This is a genomic window from Virgifigura deserti, from assembly GCA_003576685.1.
GTDB classification, from domain to species: Bacteria; Pseudomonadota; Alphaproteobacteria; order Dongiales; family Dongiaceae; genus Virgifigura; species Virgifigura deserti.
This window is the reverse complement of the sequence record QOZR01000003.1, coordinates 15,169-34,444: the sequence shown is the minus strand read 5'-3', so window position 1 is coordinate 34,444 and position 19,276 is coordinate 15,169. Positions and strand designations below refer to the sequence as shown.

Sequence of the window (19,276 nt, the reverse complement as noted above, 5' to 3'; positions counted from 1 at the left end):
TGCAATGACGCGGCTGCTGCCGGGCGGCGTGGCTCTGGCAATCCTGGCGCTGCTGGTCGGCGGCGCGCTCGGCGCCTTGCTCTGGACCGCTCCGGCGATCGACCTCGGCGCGCTCTGGGCCGACGCCTATCTGCGCCATGTCATCAGCTTCACCATCTGGCAGGCATCGCTGTCCGCCGCTCTGAGCATCGGGTTCGCGATTCCGGTGGCGCGGGCGCTGGCGCGGCGGCAGGCGTTCCCGGGCCGCGAGGCGATTCTTCGCCTGTTCGGTCTGCCTCTGGTGATTCCGACGATCGTCGCGGTCTTCGGCATCGTCGCGATCTATGGGCAGGTCGGCCTCCTGAACAGGCTCACGGCCGCCCTGGGGCTGCCGACGCAGCAATATCTCTATGGCCTTCCGGGGATCCTGATCGCCCATGTCTTCTTCAACCTGCCGCTTGCCGTGCGGTTGATGCTGCCGGTCTGGCAGGCGATCCCGGGAGAGCTGTGGCGGCTCTCGGCGCAGCTCGGCATGCGCTCGGGGCAGATTTTCCGGCTGATCGAATGGCCGCTGCTGCGACAGGTTCTTCCCGGCGTGGCCGGCCTCGTCTTCATGCTCTGCTTCACCAGCTTCGCGGTGGTCCTGACGCTCGGCGGCGGGCCCGCCTCGACGACGGTGGAGGTGGCGATCTATCAGGCGCTGCGGTTCGAGTTCGATCTCGGCCGCGCGGTGCTGCTGGCGCTGGTACAGCTGCTGCTGTGCGGCGCGCTGATCGCGCTCGGCCAGAGCCTGGCGCGCCCGGTGACGCTCGCTCCGACGCCACAGCGCCCGCACGATCGCCCGGACCTAGCGCCGCTCGGCGGCCGGATCGCCGACGCCATCGCGATCGCGGCGGGGACGACGCTTGTTCTGCTGCCGATCCTTGCTGTGCTTTATGCGGGCGTGACCGGGCCGATCGGCGTGGTACTGGGCGATCCGCGGCTTTGGGACGCTGCGCTGCGCAGCCTCGGCGTCGCACTCGCGGCCGGCGTCCTCTCGCTCGCTTTCGGCTGGGCGATGCTGTTGACGAGCCGGGAGCTGCGCTTGCGGCGATATCGCCCGCGGGCCGCGGACGCGATCGAGGTCAGCGGCTCGGCGGTGCTCGTGGTCACGCCGCTGGTTCTCGGCACCGGCTTCTTCGTCCTGCTGTCGCCGATTGCCGACGTGTTCGCCCTGGCGCTGGTCCTTGTCGTCATCGTCAACGCGATCATGGGGCTGCCCTATGTCATCCGGGTTCTCGGGCCGCCGGTCATGCGCGTGGCCGAGCAGCATGATCGGCTCTGCGCCAGTCTCGGCATCAGCGGCTGGAACCGCTTCCGCCTCGTCGAATGGCCGGCGGTGCGCCGCTCGGCTGGGCTCGCGCTGGCGCTCTGCGCGGCACTCGCCACCGGCGACCTCGGGGCGATCGCGCTTTTCGGGACGCAGGACACGACGACCTTGCCGTTGCTCATGTATCAACGGATGGCCAGCTATCAGATGGAGCAGGCGGCGGTGACGGCGCTGGTCCTGGTGGGCCTTTGCCTGCTGCTCTTCGTCATCATCGAACGGGGTGTCGGCGGCCGTGGCCGAGCTTGATATCGAAAACCTGACATTCCGCTATGAGGACATGGTGATGTCCTTCACCCTGCGGGTCGAGTCGGGCGAGATGCTGGCGATCATCGGGCCGAGCGGCGCCGGCAAGAGCACCCTGCTGTCGCTGATCGCCGGGTTCGACCGGCCGGAGTCCGGCCGCGTGCGGATCGACGGCCGCGACGTGACGGGCCTGTCGCCGGCGGCGCGGCCGGTGACGACCCTGTTTCAGGACCACAATTTGTTCGCCCATCTCGACGCCGCCGCCAATGTCGGGCTGGGTATCCATCCGGGCCTGCGGCTGACTGCGGCGGATCGCGAGCGGGTCTATCATGCGCTGAAGCAGGTGGGGCTCGACGGGTTAGAGCGGCGCCTGCCGGGACAGCTTTCCGGTGGCGAGCGTCAGCGCGTTGCCCTGGCGCGCAGCCTCGTGCGCAACCGGCCGATCCTCCTGCTGGACGAGCCGTTCGCCGCGCTCGGGCCCGCATTGCGGCGCGAGATGCTCGACCTCGTCGATGAAATGCGCAAGGCGCGTGGCTTGACCGTGCTGCTCGTCAGCCACCACCCGGAAGACGCCCGCTATGCTGCCGCACGCACTGCGTTCGTTCATGCGGGCAAGATCCTCGCGGTGGATGAGACCAGCCGACTGCTGGCGGGAGAGAGTGCGCCCGAGCTGCGCGCCTATCTCGGCGAACTGGAGTCCGGCGAGGCGCCATGACCCGCTCATATCCAGATCGACCGGTAGTCGGCGTGATCGCAGTGGTGTGGCGGGAGGATTCGGTCCTGCTGGTCCGCCGGGCGAATCCGCCCGATGCCGGGAAGTGGGGCTTCCCCGGCGGCAAACAGCATCTCGGCGAGACGATCTTCGACGCGGCGATGCGCGAGCTCCGGGAGGAGACCGGCGTCGTCGCCGAACCGTCCGAGGTGGTGACGGCGGTTGATGTGATCGAGCGGGACGAGGCGGGGAGGGTGCGCTACCAGTTCACCCTGGTTGCGGTGCTCGGCATCTGGCAGGCGGGGGAGGGAGTCGCCGACGATGACGCCGATGCCGTGGCCTGGGTTCGGCCTGACGATCTGGCGCGCGGGGAGATGATCCTGTCGGCCGATGTCGAGGAGGTGATTCGCCTCTCGGCGGAGCGGCTGACGCCCCCCCATGGTTCGACAAGCTCACCATGAGGTCCTCATCCTGAGCCTGTCGAAGGATGAGAGGAGAGCTATGTGGCTCCGACCACCGATACCCCCTCCGGCAGATTCGCGCGGAGGCAGTCGCCGAGGAGGCGGAATTCGTGTGCCCGGCCGGAGCTTCGCCTCCAGACCAGCGCGATGCGCCGCTGTGGCGGCGGGCTTGCGAACGGGCGCGTGACGATGCGGCTGTCGGAGTGGACCTCGACCTCCACAGCGAGGGACGGCAGAAGGGTCACGCCAAGGCCGTTCGCCACCATCTGCGTCAGCGTGTTCAAGCTGGTGGCCTGAAAGGTATCGGCCTCGACAGCACCCGCCAGACGGCAGACTGCGAGTGCCTGGTCACGCAGGCAGTGCCCTTCCTCGAGCAGCAGGACGCCTTCCCCGGCGAGGGAGCTCTCGGCAAGATCGGGCTTCTCCGCCAATCGGTGTCCCGGCGGGGCGGCCAACAGGAACGGCTCGTCGAACAGCGGCAAACAATCGAACTCCGCCTCGCTCACGGGCAGCGCCAGCAGGAGAAGATCGAGCTGACCGAGCCGCAGCCGCTCCAGCAGCCGTTCGGTCTGATCCTCGCGCAGGAAAAGCTGCAGGTCCGGATAGGCCGTCCGCACGGAGGGAAGGGTGCGCGGCAGCAGATAGGGCCCGACGGTCGGGATGACGCCGAGGCGGAGCGGCCCGACCAGCGGCTTGTGGCGCCGCCGCGCGATTTCCTCGATCTGCTCCACCTCGTCCAGCAGGGAGCGGGCGCGAGTGACGATCTCGGTCCCGATCGGCGTCAGCAAGACCTTGCGTCGGGTGCGTTCGATCAGCTGGACGCCCAGCCGGTCTTCCAGTTCCTGGATTTGCGTGGTGAGCGCCGGCTGGCTGACGTGGCAGGCCGCCGCAGCCTTGCGGAAATGCAGGCTGTCCGCGACGGCGACCAGATAGCGCAGTTGTCTCAGGGTCAGGCTCATTGATAGGGATATCATATCAAAAGGAAAAGATAATGCAATTGGACCTATCACAGCCGGCGGCCTACTTAAGAAAGCACTGAACCCGAACCAAGGAGAAGCCTCCATGCTCACTGTCGGCGACAAGTTTCCGGAATTCGATCTGCAGGCCGTTGTCTCGACGGATCCGAAAACCGCATTTACCCAATTGAATCAGAACAGCTTTCCGGGAAAGTGGACGGTTGTTTTCTTCTGGCCCAAGGACTTTACGTTCGTCTGCCCGACCGAAATTGCGGCCTTCGGCGCCCTGAACGAGGAGTTCGCCGATCGCGATGCTCAGGTTCTGGGCGCGAGCATCGACTCGGAGTATGTCCATCTGGCCTGGCGGCAGAACCATGAGGATCTGAAGGATCTGCCGTTCCCGATGCTGGCCGATCTCAAGCGCGAGCTGTCGACGGCTCTCGGCATTCTCGATAAGGCTGAGGGTGTCGCCCTGCGCGCGACCTTCATCGTCGATCCGGAGGGGATCATCCGCTTCGCATCGGTCAACGACCTGAATGTCGGCCGCAACCCGCAGGAGGTCCTGCGCGTTCTGGATGCGCTTCAGACCGACGAGCTGTGCCCCTGCAACTGGCAGAAGGGCGAGGACACGCTCCAGGCCGCCTAAGCCTGTAGCAAATCCGTTTCCGGGGGCGGGCGCATTCCGCGTCCGCCCGTTACCCCGTCAAGAGACCCAACCGGAGGACTATCATGTCGATCGACGCTCTCAAATCGCGCTTGCCTGATTATGCGAAGGACCTGAAGCTCAACCTGTCGGGTCTGCCCAGCACGCCCGGCCTGACGCCTCAACAGCTCTGGGGCACGATCCTTGCCGCCGCCGTTGCCTCGCGCAACGGCGAGGTCATCACCGCCATCGCCGACGAGGCGCGCCAGCATCTCGACGAGGCGGCGCTGCAGGCGGCGAAGGCCGCTTCGGCGATGATGTCGATGACCAACATCTATTACCGCTTCACGCATCTGGTCGGGAACAAGGAATATGCCACCATGCCGGCCAAGCTGCGGATGAACATCCTTGCCAACCCCGGCGTCGACAAGGTCGATTTCGAGCTCTGGTCGCTCGCTGTCTCGGCCGTCAATGGCTGCGGCACCTGCATCGACGCGCATGAGCGCGAGGTCGTCGGCAAGGGGCTGACCAAGGAAGCGGTGCAGAACGCCGTCCGCATCGCGGCGGTCCTCTACGCCGTGTCGACGGTTCTCGAGGCGGAGTCGGCGCTGGCTGGCGAGACCCGCGCGGCTGCTTGACCATTTCCTTCATTGTCACCCGCAGGGTTGACCCGCGGGTGACAATGAATGCTTGGATCAAGCCCGCTCCTGCCCAGCTAAGGAAGTAGTAGACGAACTGCCTCGCTTGGATTGGACTGCGTTCTGCAACGAAATCTCGAGGCTGATTGTGAAGCCGCGCAACACGCTACGGCGCGGCGCGGCTGGTCGCCTCGTCTCAGCCGTCGCGCGCGGGGTAAGCCCCATCTCGACGGCTGAGACGTAATTCCGCGACACTCTCACGGATTTTGCCAATGCCCGGGCAGAGCGATTCAGCGTTCGTTGCCGCTCACGAACCGTTCGCCCGGGTTCATTCGACGTTCTGCCGTTCGCTTTCAAACGTCCCGCTCTCTTAGCCGGTAGGTGCCTTCCCGGGCATCCATTCGAAGCGCCTTGGTGAGACCCCAGTAGGTCACAGCGCCGGCAAGAGCTGACGGTATCGAGGCTGTGAGATACCTCAACAACGTACTGTTGGGCACGAACGTCAATGGGTCCAGCAGAAGCATATAGACGACTGCGCCGATGACGAGTGCCGCGATCCCTGCGGGGTTGAAGCCATACAGATACCAGTAGCGTGACCGTGAATCGTGCTGATAGAGCGAAACCAGATCCAGATCGTCGAGCCGCTTGAATACGAACCAGTCGACGATCTGCACACCGCAAATCGGCGCAATGATGATGCCGATGAAAGCCATGAACGTTCCGATGTTGTCGTAGAATGGTCCCGGAAAGAACAGGAGCGCCAACAGCATTGGGATCAGCACGATGAAGGCCTTCATCTTCCAGCCGAAGCGTCGCGCGACCGCGGGGATCTGACCGATGCCCAGCGTAGCCGCATGGGCACCGACAAGCGCTGAACCAATGTTGGCCAGGGCGACAAAGACCAGAACGCAAACGCCGGCGACAGGTCCCGCGATTTGGAGCATCCAGACTGTCGGGTCCGGTTCGCCGACCACGAGGGCAGAATAGAGGCCGATCAGGCCAACGGCCGCCCAGCCGAACCCGAGCGACAGCATGGACGGCACCACTCCCTTGCTGACGCAGTTCAGCATGCGGAACAAGCTGCCCATGTAGGCCCACCATCCCAGTGTCGACAGGATCAGCAGTTCGGTTCCAACGGTGAAGTTCATGAGCCGATCGTTCTCGATCGGCGCGAGTGGCGCGGCCGCCGCTATCGCGTCAAGGCCGTAGGCATTGAAGAGCATGCCATACATCCAGAGGCCGATGATCGAGACTCCGACGGCGATGATCGACCCCGCATATTTCAAGCTCGTGGAGCCGCCCGTGAGGAGCCAAAAGACGACCCCGGCGCCGATCAGCGACGACGCGATCGCGACCGCATCTGCCTGGACAGGCCCTATGATACCGGTTTCGATGAGGACTGACGCTACGGCTCTGCCGAAGAATATCATGAGCACGCAGTTCCAGCCGATGAGGGTGGCGTACTGCACGATCAGGGCAAAGTAGGAGCCGCGGATGCCGAGTTGCGGCTTGGTCGACGCCAGGGTCTCAATTCCGTACTTCGCCACTGGCGGAACCTGAGAAAGCGTGACCAGCAACTGGCCGATCAGGGCGCCCGCGATCATTGTTGCCGTTCCTTCACCTGCCGGAACGTAGTAGGCGGTAAACCCGCCTACGACGAACGACCAGGTCCCGATCCCCGCGGTCGCACAGACGCCCGCGACCAGCCAGCCGCTCCATGTGCGTTCGGAAAGCGGCAAAGGAAGGCTGCCGATCCTCGCCTCGGGTGGTCCTTTCATTTTGGCGGTGCCCATTACATCCACCCCCACGCGAGAATCAGGGCAGGGCAGACGACGCCGAGAAGGAACAGCATCCACAGATCCTTCGTGGTGTGTCCCGTGCCAACGAGCGTGCCTGCTTTCAGGGCCTGCGTGATGTATTCCTCGGGATCAACGTCGACGTCTCTGTAAGCCGGTTCATCATTTGGTCCCATGGTTCACCTCCCTAATTATTCTACTTGTTTGAAACGCGTAGTATTTTCTGCTCTGACCTCCTCACTTGGTGAGAGTTGGCGACGGGCGAATCTCCGGCGAAAGCTCGTACGCGGCATCCGCAGGACGCGTAGCGCTCTCCTCGGCGGCGCCGGATTGGATCACGAACTTATTCCGCGCCACGCAGACGCGGCCGGCCATGCGGAGCGCCGCCAGAGAAGCGTACTTGATAAAGACGATCGTTCTGTAGAGCCGCTGCTGAAGCTGCAGAAACTCATTCTGTATCTGGTGACGGATCAGCGGTTCGCGCGCGCTGAAGGGCTCGTGCGCACGATCGTCGACTCTCCGAATCCTGAAAGGCCCGTGATGACGAGGATCTCGCCATTGACGATCTTCAGCGGGACACCATTCAAAGCAAATGCATGAGCCCCGGCCTGCATGCGCGCGGCGAGCGCCACGGCGGTCCTTTGCCATTGGCATCGAGAGGACCGCCGGGATTGTCGCCGCAGACCTTCCAAATACCGCCGTGGCAAGCTTGGCACTGGAAGGGTTGCGCAGCATGGCTCGTCCCGCCGGGTCAGAGGTCCAAGACCAGGAGGTCGCTCCTGGCTCGCGAGCAACAGAGCGCGATGTAGGTTCCGGCTGCCCTCTCGGCATCGCTCTGCACGCTGTCGCGGTGCTCAGGCACGCCCTCCAGTACGCCGGTGAGGCAGGAGCCGCAGTAGCCGGACTCGCAGAGCTTTGGCACCTCGAGTCCGTGACCGGAGAGGACAGCAAGAATGCTTCTGCCAGGCGGGATTTCGAAACGCTGTCCCGTGCTGGCAATCTCCACCGTGAAGGCCTGATCTTCGGCCGGCGGAGGAGGCGCTTCCGGGTCGGCAGCAAAGAGCTCGAAGTGGACGCGCTCACTGGGCCAATGGTTGGTCGCTTGGCGGAAGGCGCGGATCATGCCGGCCGGACCACAGCAATAGGCATGGGTTCCGGGCGGTTGCGCACCCAGAATCGCGGCAAGATCGAGGCGTTGGGCCTCCTCTGCCTCGTCGTACACAAAGCGTACGCGATCCTGGAAGGCTGGCGACAAGAGGCGATTGCGGAACGCGGTCCGTGCCGGTCTGCGTGCGCAGTAGACGAGGTGGTAGTCGGCGCCTGCCCGCTCGAGGCTGCTGGCCATCGCGAGGATCGGGGTAATGCCGATGCCGCCGGCGATCAGAAGGTGCCGTTCGGCCTCCTCGGCGAGGGTGAAGTGATTGACCGGGTCACCGATCTCGAGGCTGTCGCCTTCGCGCAGGTTGTCATAGATCCAGCGTGACCCACCCCTTCCTTCGGTCTCTCGCTGTACCGCAATGAGGTAGCGCTGGCGATCGCCGGCGTCGCCGGTCAGCGAGTACTGACGCGCCATTCCGTTCGGCAGGTTGACAACGATATGGGCGCCCGCGGTGAAAGCCGGGAGAGGGGTGCCCTCGGCCGCGATCAGCTCGTAAGAGCGGATGCTCTCTGCTTCGTCGGTGACCTTGGTGACGTAAACCCTCAAGGACAAGAGCGCTCCTCTCGCCTCCCGTATTGGTTCAGTCGAAATTCACGGCCTTCATGTCGACCGACCTTGAGCCTGATCCGATCAGGTTGGGTCGACCTGATCGGATCAGGCTCTACAGGCGGGCGGCAGCGGCAACCGATCGCGTCGGGAGTTGAACAGACCGCCGCTCGCCGTCGCCCAGGAAGGTCTTCATGGAGTCGTCCGTGGCCTCCAGCCAAGTCGTATGGTGGATCGAAGCCATCGTCCCGGTAACCGCAGAACGGTAGGCCGTGTTACGGTAGCCTGTGATATCGCGCACCTTCTCGTGCTCCCACTCCTTGAAGTTCGCCGCCACGAGATCGAAGTCGATGGCCGGGTAGTCGACAGCGGCCGCCAGCTCCTTGCAGTAATCTGTCTGGAAGTCGATTTGCTGCTCGGGTCCCACGAGCGCTTCCTCACGCTCCACCCAGCGCGCCGAATGCGCCGCCATCCTGTTGGTGTCGGGCAGCGAGATACGACCCATCACCACGTCGCGAGCCGTCCAGGCCTGCAGGTCGAACATGGAGAAGGTGTAGAACTGGTCCTGCATGCCGACGAAAAGCAGCTGCGGGTTGGCCTCCCAGACCACGCCCTTGTAGAGGCCCGGGGGATAGAGCCGGTTGTGCGTGTGCAGCTTCAGATCCTCCGCCAGAAAGGGAAAGCGGTGGAGGTAGCCGGTGCAGAGAATGATGGCATCCACGTCCCGGTGGGAGCCGTCGCCGAAGTGAACGGTCGAGCCGTCGATCCGGGTGAGCAGCGGGCGCTCTTCCATGCTCTCGGGCCAGGTGAAGCCCATTGCCTTGGTGCGGTAGCTCATCGTTACCGACCGGGCGCCGTACTTGTGACACTGCAGCCCGATATCCTCGGCCGAATAGCTGGCGCCGACGATCAGGATGTCCCTGCCTGCGAACTCCATGGCGTTGCGAAAATCATGCGCGTGCAGCACCCGGCCGGGGAACTGCTCGATACCTGGGAAGGACGGCGCATTGGGGACCGAATAGTGGCCCGAGGCGACGATCACGGAGTCGAACGTTTCCCTGGTGACGCGCCGCGTCGGCAGGTCTTCGCTCACCACCGTAAAGCGTCGCTCGGCCTCGTCGAAGCCGACCCATCGCACCGCGGTTTCGAAACGCACCCAATCGCGTATGCCGCTGACCTTCGCTCGCGTCGTGATGTAGTTGTGCAGGACCTCGCGCGGAGGAAATGACGGAATGGGCCGGCCGAAGTGCTGATCGAAAGAATAGTCACCGTACTCCAGGCACTCCTTCGGGCCGTTCGACCAGAGATAGCGGTACATGCTGCTATGCACGGCCTCGCCGTGGGCGTCGAGGCCGGTCCTCCAGGTGTAATGCCAGAGCCCGCCCCAGTCGTTCTGCTTCTCGAAACAGACGATCTCCGGGATCTCGGCTCCCTTGGCCCTGGCTTGTTGGAAAGCACGAAGCTGCGATAGGCCGCTGGGGCCGGCTCCGATAATTGCCACACGCTGGGTCATGTTCTTTTTCCTCAGCTCTTCAGCCAAGACGCGCATCAAGTGCGTCGACGACCATCTTCTGGAAATGGTGGACAGCGTGCTCGCTGAGCTCGCTCAGATCGTTGTCGATGACGAAGCGTCCCTGATTGTAACCCTTTGATCGCAACCCCCGCTGAACGCTCTCGCAAAGACCGATGTCCTCAGGCTGCAGGACCTCGTCCATGTAGACCATGGCGTCCTTCAGTTGCTTCGTCGGCTCGGAAGTCGGGAGGAACCAATCCAGGTGCTCGATGGTCCGGTCGGGCCCGGATGGAATTATCTGCAGCGCGGAGACGTTGGCCTCGCCGGGATAAACCCAAATCGTCAGGTTCGGCCATACGAACCAGGCGGCATAGCCGAACTCGACGTCGCCCTTTTCGAATTTGAAGGCCGAACTGTTGACGCTGGCGCCCTGGGAGGTATGGCTGGAGTAGATGCCGCAGGTCTGCGACTGATAGGTTTTCATGTCGACGAGATTGACGAAGTCCTTGTGCGCCACGCCGCAGTGGTAGCACTCAAGGAAATTATCGATCAGGACCTTCCAGTTACTCGCCACGTCATAGCTGTGCCGATGGGCATAGACCATGTTGTCTATGCTCGGGCAGTAGTGTCTCAGCTCCGCCTCCAAGTCACCAGCCTGCTCTCTGAACGGTAAGGCGTCGGGGTCGAGATTGACGAAGACGAAGCCGCAGAACTCTTCGACCTGTACAGACTTCAAGGAGAAGGCGCACTTGTCGAAGTCGACCATGTCCGCCGTGTTCGGCGCGTTTCTCAGTTTCCCGTCGAGATCATAGGACCAAGCATGGTAGGGGCAGACGAGCAGCCGGGCGCTACCGCTGCCGCTAACCAACTCGTGTCCTCGGTGCTGGCAGACATTGTAGAAGGCGTTCAGCGCACCGTCTGTCGTTCTGGTGATGACGATACTCTGTTCATGGATCTGCGTGGTGATGAAGCGGCCAGGTTTGTCGAGTTGGCTCTTGTGGCCGGCAAACCACCAGCTGCGGTAGAAGATGGCGTCCTTCTCGCGCTCGTAGATCTCCGGATCCAGATAGAAGCGGGAGGGCATCGTAAAAGAGCGGCCGGGCTCGTCACGAAAGGGATTATCGCCTGATTGGGCCTGCAAAAGAGGTAGGCTCATCCTGTGGACCTCCGAATGTATCAAGGGAAAAGGGGCGATATGATCAGCCGGTCGGGCGCTGCCCACGCCACTTTCGTCGGTCTGCGGCCATCGTCGCCGTCGAATTGGAAATCCGGCAAGATCTCGAACGGCAATGGTCAAGCTTCCGGCAAATCATCACGGGGCCTCCTACGTCAGCCTCGGCAGTGATCTCTTCCAATAGTTTTTATTATCGAAGAGATGCTGCAATTCCGAATAGGGATGGTATTTTGAGGAGCTATGCTTCTCAAACGATTTGTCCTTGGTCATTTGGATAAGCTTGGCTTATGAAGGAATTCCGCAAATCGCTGCCGCCACTGCATGCGCTCGTCGCTTTTGAGGCCGCCGCTCGCCTGTCCTCATTCTCCGCCGCTGCCCAGGAACTGAACGTTTCCCAAGCCGCGGTGAGCCAGCAGGTCCGGAACTTGGAGGACAGCCTGGGTCTGGCTCTCTTCAACCGAACGCACAAAGCGGTGCAGCTCACGCATCTCGGGCGCGAATACCAGCACACCGTGGCAGCGGCACTTCAACACTTGGCCACCGCGACCCAGGAACTGCGCATGACCCGCGGCCGCGACCGTCTTACCGTCGCTGCGGACCAATCGATGGCCTGGATGTGGCTGATGCCCCGGCTTGGCCACTTCTATGAAGTTAACGCGGGCGTTTCAGTACGCGTTGTCGTCTCGGACCTGGAGTCGGACTGCCTGGCGGATAGCGTCGACGTGGCGCTGGTCCATGGCGAGGGCGTCTGGCCAGGCCGCCAATCCGCATTGCTTTTCGTGGAGGAGGTCTATCCTGTCTGCTCGCCGAGCTATCTTGCATCAGCATCACCGCTCGAAGTGCCGAGCGATTTGATAGAGCATACTCTCCTACACCTCGAGGACGATCACTGGGAGTGGATGAACTGGCGCATGTGGCTGACCGAGAACGGCGTGGCGTTTCCGGCCAACCAACACGGCCTGACCATCAATAACTATCCGCTGCTCATCGAGGCGGCAAAGAAGGGTCAGGGTCTGGCTCTCGGCTGGAAAGGTTTGGTGGATCGGGAATTAGACGACGGTAGGCTGGTCAGGCCTCTCAAAGAGTCGGTTCAGAGTCGCTATGGGTACTATGCGGTGTGGTTGGCAGCCCAAGCTAAATCGCCGCAAACACGCGCCTTTGTTGATTGGGTGTCGCGGCTGGCAGCCCCTTAGCGCGTCTTGATAGTTGGGTGCGAGTGAGAATACTGCGTCAACCCGCGCTGAACGCGGCGGCGTGTATCAGTCTTCCATGATCCCGACCACACCTATGTAGAACAGCTCGGCCATAGGCGGGGTCTTCAGCAGCCTGAAGCGCCTCTCGCCATCCGAGGGGAGGCGCTTTCTGTATTGGAAATCAAACGTGGAACGATTCCCCGCAGCCGCAGCGGCCCTTCTCGTTCGGGTTGCGGAAGACGAAGCCGGACTGGAGCTTGTCCTCGACATAGTCCATCTCGCTGCCGAGGATGAACATCGTCGCCTTGGGGTCGATGAAGATCGTCACGCCCTTGTCCTCGATGACCTCGTCATGCGGTCCCTTCGCGTCGGCATATTCGATCGTGTAGGAAAGTCCTGAGCACCCCTTCGACTTCACGCCGACGCGCAGCCCGGCGGCCGGCGCCTCGTTGCGGGCGAGCAGGGTCTTGGCGCGCTCGGCGGCAGCGTCCGTCAGGGTGATCAAAGCGGCGGCAACTCTAGCCATAGAGGTCTCCGTTCCTCATATCATTCCAAGTTCCAGGCGGGCGATCTCCGACATTCTCGACTGGTCCCAGGGCGGATCCCAAACCAGTTCGACATTTACGTCATTCACCCCCTCCACCTGGGAAACGGCCTGCTGGACGATTCCCGGCATCTCTCCGGCGACGGGGCAGCCTGGGGCGGTCAGGGTCATCTCGATCTCGACCGCGCCTGTGGCGTCGACATCCGCCCGATAGATCAATCCAAGCTCATATATATTGACCGGAATTTCCGGATCGTAAACGGTCTGCAGTGCCGCGACGACGCCCTGCTGGAGAGCCTCGATCTCGTCGGCGTCGAGCGGCTTCGGTGCGACCGCGTTCTGAATTTCCTCGGTGCTGCTCATTATTTTCCTCAGTTCCTCAGGCGGTCTCCGTGCTTATCTTCTTCTCCGCGGCGTCCTCGAGCGCCGCGGCCAGCGTATGCCAGGACAGCGTCGCGCATTTGACGCGCATCGGGAACTCCCGCACGCCCGAGAGGACCGCGAGCTTGTCGAGATCGTCGGTACCGCCGACCTCTTCCTCGCCGGTCATTGACGCCTGGAAGCGGCGGAACAGTGCCTGCGCCTCGGCCGCGGTCTTGCCCTTGATCATCTCCGTCATCAGCGAGGCGGAGGCCACGGAGATCGCGCAGCCACGGCCCTGGAAGCCGATATCCTTCACAACCCCGTCCTCGAGGGTCAGATAGATCGTGACCTTGTCGCCGCAGAGCGGGTTGTCGCCGCGCGCCTCGCGGTTCGCGTTCGGCGGGCAGCAGAAGTTCCGCGGTTCGCGGTTATGGTCGAGAATCACCTCCTGATAGAGGTCGCGCAGATCCGACATCAGCCAAAGATCTCCTTCACTTGTTCGATCCCGGCCGCCAGCGCATCGACCTCGTCGAAGCTGTTATAGAGGCCGAACGAGGCGCGCACCGTCCCGGCGATGCCGAAGCGGTCCATCACCGGCTGCGTGCAATGATGACCGGCGCGCACCGCGATTCCGGCACGATCGAGGATCGTTCCCACATCATGTGGGTGGGCGCCGTCGATCGTAAAAGAGAGGATGCTCGCCTTCTCCCGCGCGGTGCCGAAGAGCCGCAGCCCCGGAATGCCGGACAGCCGGTCGGTCGCATAAGCCAGAAGCGCCTGCTCATGCGCGGCGATCTTCTCCTGATCCAGCGCCGTGACATAGTCGATGGCCGCGCCGAGCCCGATCGCGCCGGCGATGTGCGGCGTTCCCGCCTCGAACCGCTGCGGGATGTCGGCATACTCCGTCTTCTCGAAGCTGACCGATCGGATCATGTCGCCGCCGCCCTGGTAGGGCGGCATGGCCTGCAGAAGATCGGCCTTGCCGTAGAGCGCGCCGATGCCGCTCGGCCCGTAGAGCTTATGGCCGGAGAAGGTGTAAAAGTCGCAGTCGAGCGTCTGGACATCGACCGCCTGATGCGGCACTGCTTGGCAGCCGTCGAGCAGCACGATTGCGCCATGTGCATGGGCGAGACGGGTGATCTCCGCTACCGGCGTCACGGTTCCGAGCGCATTCGAAATATGTGTGACCGCGACCAGCTTCGTCCGCGGCCCGAGGAGCTTCTCATACTCGTCGAGCAGGAACTCGCCGGCATCGTTGATCGGGACGACGCGAATGGTGATGCCCATCCGATCGCGCAGCAACTGCCAGGGTACGATGTTGGAATGGTGCTCCAAGGCCGAGAGCACGACCTCGTCGCCTTCCTTCAGAAACGTTCCGCCATAGCTCGAAGCGACCAGGTTGATCGCCTCGGTCGCGCCGCGGGTGAAGATGATCTCGCGATCCTCACGCGCATTCAGGAACCGCTGCACCTTGGCCCGTGCCGCCTCATAAGCGAGGGTGGCCTGGGCGCTCAGATAATATACGCCGCGATGGATATTCGCGTACTCGTCCTCATAGCAGTGGCGAACCGCATCGATCACCGCCTGCGGCTTCTGGGCGCTGGCGGCGCTGTCCAGGAACACCAGCGGTCGGTCGTAGATGCGCTTGCTCAGGATCGGAAAATCCGCGCGTACGCGCTCGACATCGAAGTCCGATAGGTTGGAGCCGAAGGTAAGCGCAGCTTGCGATCGTCCCATCGCGGTCATCGTCCAATCCCCTCTAGATCGCCGCCAGCCAATTCGAGACGCGGCGCTGAAGAGCGGCCTTCACCGTCGCACTCGCCAGATCCTCGCCGAGGTCGCCCAGGAACGCCTCGATCAGCATCCGCCGCGCCGCCGTCTCATCAATACCGCGGGCGCGCAGATAGAACAGCGCGCTCTCCTCGAGCTCACCGGCAGTCGCGCCGTGGCTGCATTTCACGTCGTCGGCATAGATCTCCAGCTCGGGCTTGGTGTCGATCTCCGCGCGGTCGGAGAGCAGCAGGGTCCGGTTGAGCTGATGCCCGTCCGACTTCTGCGCATCCTTCTCGACGATGATCTTGCCCTGAAACACGGCGCGACCCTGTTCGTCGAGCACGCCCTTATAGACTTCCTTGCTGGTGGTATGGGGCTTGGCATGGACGATCTCGGTCGTGTTGTCGACATGCTGCTTGCCGCGGGCCAGATAGCCGCCGGTGAGCCGGCATTCGGCTCCTTTGCCGTCGAGCACGGCCCGGATTTCCTGGCGTGACAGGCGGCCGCCACTCGTCATGACGAAGCTGTGATACCGGCCGCGCTCGCCGATCTCCACCTCCGTCAGCGCGATGTGGAAGGCGTCGAGACTCTCGTCCTGAAACTTGTAATGCTGGATCTCCGCCCCATCCTCGACCGTCACCTCGGTGACCGGATTCGACCAGTAGACGCCGCCGTTCGAGGCGACGTGGCTTTCGAAGATCACGGCGCGGCTGTCGCGTTCCGCTACGATCAGGTTGCGCGGATGAAAGGCGAGCGCGGTCTCCTCCGCGGCGCCGACGAAGACCAGGTGAATCGGCGCGTCGATCGAGACGCCGCGGCCGATGCGCAGGATGCAGCCGTCCGCCATCAAGGCGGTGTTCAGCGCGAGGAGCGCGTTGTCTCCGGACCGGACGGCACGTCCCAGCATCGGGGCCAGCGACTCCGCCTCGCTCGCCAGAGCCTCGCCCAGGCCGTCGAGCCGAACGCCTTCAGGCAGGGCGCCGATCTCCGAGAGGTCGCGCCGGAACAGGCCGTTCACGAACACCAGCCGGTGCGCCGGCTCCTCGGCCGGCAGGAGGCTGGAAAGCGGCTGCAGGGCCTTGATCTGGCCCCTGCCTTGGCCATTGACCACGGCCGGTTCGAAACCCGCCTTGGTCAGCGGGTGGAGGTTCGTATACTTCCACTGCTCGACGCGCGGGGTCGGCAGACCGAGCTGGGCAAAGCGCGCGAAGGAGTCCTCGCGCAGCTCCCGCAGCCAAGGCACGCTCTGACCCGGCAATGTCGCGGCGATCGCGGCAAAGCGGTCGGCGTAGGGCAGGCCGGTAGTGGTTTCCGAAGCCATCAAGCCGCAGCCCCCGTTTTGCCGGCGAGATCGCCGTAGCCTTCCTTCTCGAGTTGATGGGCGAGCTCCTTGCCGCCCGACTTCGCGATGCAGCCGGCCGCCAGGACATGCACCTTGTCCGGCACGATGTAGTTCAGCAGGCGCTGATAATGCGTGATCAGGACCATCGCCCGGTCGGGCGAGCGCAGCGCGTTGACGCCCTCGGCGACGATCTTCAGCGCGTCGATGTCGAGTCCGGAGTCGGTTTCGTCGAGCACGGCGAGCTTCGGGTCGAGCAGGGCCATCTGCAGGATCTCTGTCCGCTTCTTCTCGCCGCCGGAGAACCCGACATTGAGCGAGCGGCGCAGCATCTCCTCATTGACGCCGAGCAGGTCGCGCTTCTCGCGCATCAGCTTCATGAACTCCATCGCGTCCAGTTCGCGCTCGCCGCGATGCTTCCGCACGGCGTTGACGGCGGTCTTCAGGAAGCTGTTGGTGCCGACGCCGGGAATCTCGACCGGATATTGAAAGGCCAGGAAGATGCCGTCGCGGGCGCGCTCCTCGGGGCTGAGATCGAGCAGGTCCCGCCCCTGGTAGAGGATGCTGCCCTCGGTCACCTCATAGCCCTCGCGCCCGGCGAGGACATAGGCCAGCGTGCTCTTGCCGGAGCCGTTCGGCCCCATGATCGCATGCACCTCGCCGGCGCCGACGCTGAGGTCGAGCCCTTTGAGGATCGGCTGTCCGTCGACCGTGACGTGCAGATTCTTCACTTCCAACATAATCGCTATCCCGTCTTTACTGGTCGGCGCCTCAGCCGACGCTACCTTCCAGGCTGATGCCCACCAATTTCTGCGCCTCGACCGCGAATTCCATCGGCAGTTCCTGCAGCACCTGCTTGCAGAAGCCGTTGACGATCAGCGAGACGGAGTCCTCCGCCGAGAGGCCGCGCTGCATGCAGTAGAAGAGCTGGTCCGCGTCGATCTTCGAGGTCGTCGCCTCATGCTCCACCCGCGCGGTTCGGTTGCGCGTCTCGATATAGGGCACCGTATGGGCGCCGCACTTGTCGCCGATCAGCAGCGAGTCGCACTGCGTGTGGTTGCGGGCGTTCGCCGCGCCCGGCAGGATCTTCACCAAGCCGCGATAGGTGTTCTGCGCTTTGCCGGCCGAGATGCCCTTGGAGACGATCGTGCTGCGCGTGTTCTTGCCGATGTGGATCATCTTGGTTCCAGTATCGGCTTGCTGATAGTTGTTCGTGATCGCGATCGAGTAGAACTTCCCGACGGAATTCTCGCCCTGCAGGATGCAGCTCGGATATTTCCAGGTGATCGCGGAGCCGGTCTCTACCTGGGTCCAGGAGATCTGCGAATTCCGACCGCGGCAGGCGCCCCGCTTGGTCACGAAATTATAGATCCCGCCCTTGCCGTTCTCGTCGCCGGGGTACCAGTTCTGGACCGTGGAGTACTTGATCTCGGCGTCGTCGAGCGCGATCAGTTCGACCACCGCGGCGTGGAGCTGGTTCTCGTCGCGCATCGGCGCGGTGCAGCCTTCGAGATAGCTCACATAGCTTCCCTTGTCGGCGATGATCAGCGTCCGCTCGAACTGGCCGGTCTGCGCCGCGTTGATCCGGAAGTAGGTCGACAGCTCCATCGGGCAGCGCACGCCCTCGGGCACATAGACGAACGAGCCGTCGGTGAAGACCGCCGAGTTCAGCGTCGCGAAGAAATTGTCGGAGTAGGGGACGACGCTGCCGAGATACTTCTTCACCAGTTCCGGATGGTTCTGCACCGCCTCGGAGATCGAGCAGAAGATGATGCCCTTCTCCTCGAGCTTCTTCCGGAAGGTCGTGGCGACCGAGACGCTGTCGAACACCGCGTCGACGGCGACGCCGGCCAGCATCTCCTGCTCCCTCAGGGGAATTCCCAGCTTCTCATAAGTCTTCAGCAGTTCGGGATCGATCTCGTCCAGGCTCTTCGGCGCCTCCTTCCTCTTCGGCGCTGAATAATAATAGGCGTCCTGATAATCGATCGGCGGATAGCCGAGCTTACTCCAGGACGGCTCCGTCATGCCGGTCCAGAGGCGGAAGGCCTTGAGGCGCCATTCGAGCAGCCATTCCGGCTCGTTTTTCTTTGCCGAGATGAACCGCACGGTGTCCTCGTTCAGGCCACGCGGCGCGGTTTCCGACTCGATATCGGTGATGAAGCCGTACTTGTACTTGTCGCCCGCGATGGACTGCACGGTTTCAGCGGTGTCGACGGAAGCTGCCATAATTCTACCTGTACTGCGGATCTTCAAATTCCAATGAGGGGCGATTCCGGCTAGGAGCCAGCAGGTCGCGGTCGTCTAGTTGACCGCTCGGTTCGTCGTTGGCGGAGCGTCGCCGTCCTTCGGCGGTTCAACCGCGGGTTCGGTCGCCGATTCGGCCGCCCTGGGCAGCGACGGAAACGCCATATCGGCCAGGGAGACGCCTTCCAGCGCCCGCCGGACCGCGTCGTTGATCCGCCGCCAGCTTTGGCGCGAGGGACAGAGCGTCTCGACGTCACAGGCCCCGTCGCCATGCTCGATGCAGAGGGTCAGGGCAACCGGGCCGTCAAGTGCGCTGACGATGTCGGCGGCGGAGATCTCCTCCGGATTGCGGGCGAGCTGATAGCCGCCCTTGGCACCGCGATGCGAGATAAGCAGGCCGGCCCGGGTCAAGGTCGCCAGAATCTTGCTGACGGTCGGCGCGGGCAGACCCGTTGCGGCGGCCAGATCGAAGGCGTTATGGCACCGATCCGTGTTGCCAGCCATATAGCTCGTCAACACGACGCCATAATCCGTCAGCCTGCTCAGCCGTATCATAGACCGCCTCTTCCTCCCTCAGTCCTGCCTTTAATCCTGACCGAATCACTCGTGTTTAAAAGTGGGGGGAAGCGGT

The 19,276-nt window shown here is 63.3% G+C and carries 21 protein-coding genes; 7 read left to right on the top strand and 14 right to left on the bottom strand.

What is annotated here, in order from left to right:
- Positions 1–4 precede the first annotated feature (4 nt).
- From thiP to DT069_RS05750, 3 genes are read left to right on the top strand one after another with little or no spacing between them, the layout of a single operon-like run.
- Positions 5–1,594, top strand: coding sequence for a thiamine/thiamine pyrophosphate ABC transporter permease (thiP, locus tag DT069_RS05760; protein WP_119459346.1), 1,590 nt, complete (start codon positions 5–7; stop codon positions 1,592–1,594).
- Positions 1,581–2,306, top strand: coding sequence for a thiamine ABC transporter ATP-binding protein (gene thiQ, locus DT069_RS05755; RefSeq protein ID WP_119459693.1), 726 nt, complete (start codon positions 1,581–1,583; stop codon positions 2,304–2,306). Before thiP ends, thiQ begins: the two co-directional genes overlap by 14 nt.
- A complete protein-coding gene (locus DT069_RS05750) occupies positions 2,303–2,764 on the top strand; it encodes an NUDIX hydrolase (protein WP_119459345.1) in 462 nt (153 codons plus the stop codon). The genes thiQ and DT069_RS05750 overlap by 4 nt, the downstream gene beginning before the upstream one ends.
- 38 nt (positions 2,765–2,802) lie before the next feature.
- On the opposite strand, the gene DT069_RS05745 is transcribed toward DT069_RS05750, so the two are convergent.
- Positions 2,803–3,723 carry a LysR substrate-binding domain-containing protein gene (locus DT069_RS05745; protein WP_162913002.1) on the bottom strand — a complete coding sequence of 307 codons (921 nt, stop codon included), beginning with the start codon at positions 3,721–3,723 and terminating at the stop codon, positions 2,803–2,805.
- A 103-nt stretch (positions 3,724–3,826) separates the two neighbouring features.
- On the opposite strand from DT069_RS05745, the gene DT069_RS05740 reads away from it, so the two are divergent.
- Entirely contained in the window at positions 3,827–4,366 is a 540-nt protein-coding gene (locus tag DT069_RS05740; protein ID WP_119459343.1) for a peroxiredoxin, read from the top strand.
- 83 nt (positions 4,367–4,449) lie between these two features.
- Positions 4,450–5,001, top strand: a complete 552-nt coding sequence (gene ahpD, locus DT069_RS05735; protein ID WP_119459342.1) for an alkylhydroperoxidase, AhpD family — start codon at positions 4,450–4,452, stop codon at positions 4,999–5,001.
- Between the two features lie 353 nt (positions 5,002–5,354).
- Here the strand turns inward: ahpD and DT069_RS05730 are convergent, their stop codons facing one another.
- The gene (locus DT069_RS05730; protein WP_119459341.1) at positions 5,355–6,794 is read right to left on the bottom strand and encodes a cytosine permease; all 1,440 of its coding nucleotides are present in this window, start codon (positions 6,792–6,794) and stop codon (positions 5,355–5,357) included.
- Positions 6,794–6,973 carry a hypothetical protein gene (locus DT069_RS05725; protein WP_119459340.1) on the bottom strand — a complete coding sequence of 60 codons (180 nt, stop codon included), beginning with the start codon at positions 6,971–6,973 and terminating at the stop codon, positions 6,794–6,796. The genes DT069_RS05730 and DT069_RS05725 overlap by 1 nt, the downstream gene beginning before the upstream one ends.
- A 154-nt stretch (positions 6,974–7,127) precedes the next feature.
- Between DT069_RS05725 and DT069_RS24550 the strand changes: the two genes are divergently transcribed.
- A complete protein-coding gene (locus tag DT069_RS24550) occupies positions 7,128–7,397 on the top strand; it encodes a hypothetical protein (protein WP_162913001.1) in 270 nt (89 codons plus the stop codon).
- Positions 7,398–7,548: 151 nt separating this feature from the next.
- Here DT069_RS24550 and DT069_RS05720 read toward each other — a convergent pair whose 3' ends face one another.
- The 3 genes from DT069_RS05720 to DT069_RS05710 all read right to left on the bottom strand — a co-directional run bounded on the left by DT069_RS05720 (position 7,549) and on the right by DT069_RS05710 (position 11,171).
- The gene (locus DT069_RS05720; protein WP_425450034.1) at positions 7,549–8,508 is read right to left on the bottom strand and encodes a PDR/VanB family oxidoreductase; all 960 of its coding nucleotides are present in this window, start codon (positions 8,506–8,508) and stop codon (positions 7,549–7,551) included.
- A gap of 109 nt (positions 8,509–8,617) precedes the next feature.
- The gene (locus tag DT069_RS05715) at positions 8,618–10,015 is read right to left on the bottom strand and encodes an NAD(P)-binding domain-containing protein (protein ID WP_119459338.1); all 1,398 of its coding nucleotides are present in this window, start codon (positions 10,013–10,015) and stop codon (positions 8,618–8,620) included.
- Between the two features lie 19 nt (positions 10,016–10,034).
- Positions 10,035–11,171 (bottom strand): aromatic ring-hydroxylating oxygenase subunit alpha, encoded by a 1,137-nt coding sequence (locus DT069_RS05710; protein WP_119459337.1) that lies wholly within the window; start codon positions 11,169–11,171, stop codon positions 10,035–10,037.
- Positions 11,172–11,476: 305 nt separating this feature from the next.
- Here DT069_RS05710 and gcvA point away from each other — a divergent pair, with 305 nt between their 5' ends.
- Positions 11,477–12,382, top strand: a complete 906-nt coding sequence (gene gcvA, locus DT069_RS05705) for a transcriptional regulator GcvA (RefSeq protein ID WP_119459336.1) — start codon at positions 11,477–11,479, stop codon at positions 12,380–12,382.
- Positions 12,383–12,563: 181 nt separating this feature from the next.
- Here gcvA and DT069_RS05700 read toward each other — a convergent pair whose 3' ends face one another.
- The 8 genes from DT069_RS05700 to DT069_RS05665 all read right to left on the bottom strand — a co-directional run bounded on the left by DT069_RS05700 (position 12,564) and on the right by DT069_RS05665 (position 19,200).
- Positions 12,564–12,908, bottom strand: coding sequence for a HesB/IscA family protein (locus tag DT069_RS05700; RefSeq protein ID WP_119459335.1), 345 nt, complete (start codon positions 12,906–12,908; stop codon positions 12,564–12,566).
- A 15-nt stretch (positions 12,909–12,923) separates the two neighbouring features.
- Complete coding sequence (locus DT069_RS05695; RefSeq protein WP_119459334.1) at positions 12,924–13,289, bottom strand: SUF system Fe-S cluster assembly protein; 366 nt, start codon at positions 13,287–13,289, stop codon at positions 12,924–12,926.
- 16 nt (positions 13,290–13,305) lie between these two features.
- Positions 13,306–13,764 (bottom strand): Fe-S cluster assembly sulfur transfer protein SufU, encoded by a 459-nt coding sequence (gene sufU, locus DT069_RS05690; RefSeq protein ID WP_119459333.1) that lies wholly within the window; start codon positions 13,762–13,764, stop codon positions 13,306–13,308.
- Positions 13,764–15,026 carry a SufS family cysteine desulfurase gene (locus DT069_RS05685; RefSeq protein ID WP_119459332.1) on the bottom strand — a complete coding sequence of 421 codons (1,263 nt, stop codon included), beginning with the start codon at positions 15,024–15,026 and terminating at the stop codon, positions 13,764–13,766. Before DT069_RS05685 ends, sufU begins: the two co-directional genes overlap by 1 nt.
- Positions 15,027–15,048: 22 nt before the next feature.
- Complete coding sequence (gene sufD / locus DT069_RS05680; protein ID WP_119459331.1) at positions 15,049–16,383, bottom strand: Fe-S cluster assembly protein SufD; 1,335 nt, start codon at positions 16,381–16,383, stop codon at positions 15,049–15,051.
- The gene (gene sufC / locus DT069_RS05675) at positions 16,383–17,141 is read right to left on the bottom strand and encodes a Fe-S cluster assembly ATPase SufC (RefSeq protein WP_119459330.1); all 759 of its coding nucleotides are present in this window, start codon (positions 17,139–17,141) and stop codon (positions 16,383–16,385) included. Before sufC ends, sufD begins: the two co-directional genes overlap by 1 nt.
- A gap of 31 nt (positions 17,142–17,172) precedes the next feature.
- Positions 17,173–18,627 (bottom strand): Fe-S cluster assembly protein SufB, encoded by a 1,455-nt coding sequence (gene sufB, locus DT069_RS05670; RefSeq protein WP_119459329.1) that lies wholly within the window; start codon positions 18,625–18,627, stop codon positions 17,173–17,175.
- Positions 18,628–18,702: 75 nt separating this feature from the next.
- Complete coding sequence (locus DT069_RS05665; RefSeq protein WP_119459328.1) at positions 18,703–19,200, bottom strand: SUF system Fe-S cluster assembly regulator; 498 nt, start codon at positions 19,198–19,200, stop codon at positions 18,703–18,705.
- Positions 19,201–19,276 lie beyond the last annotated feature (76 nt).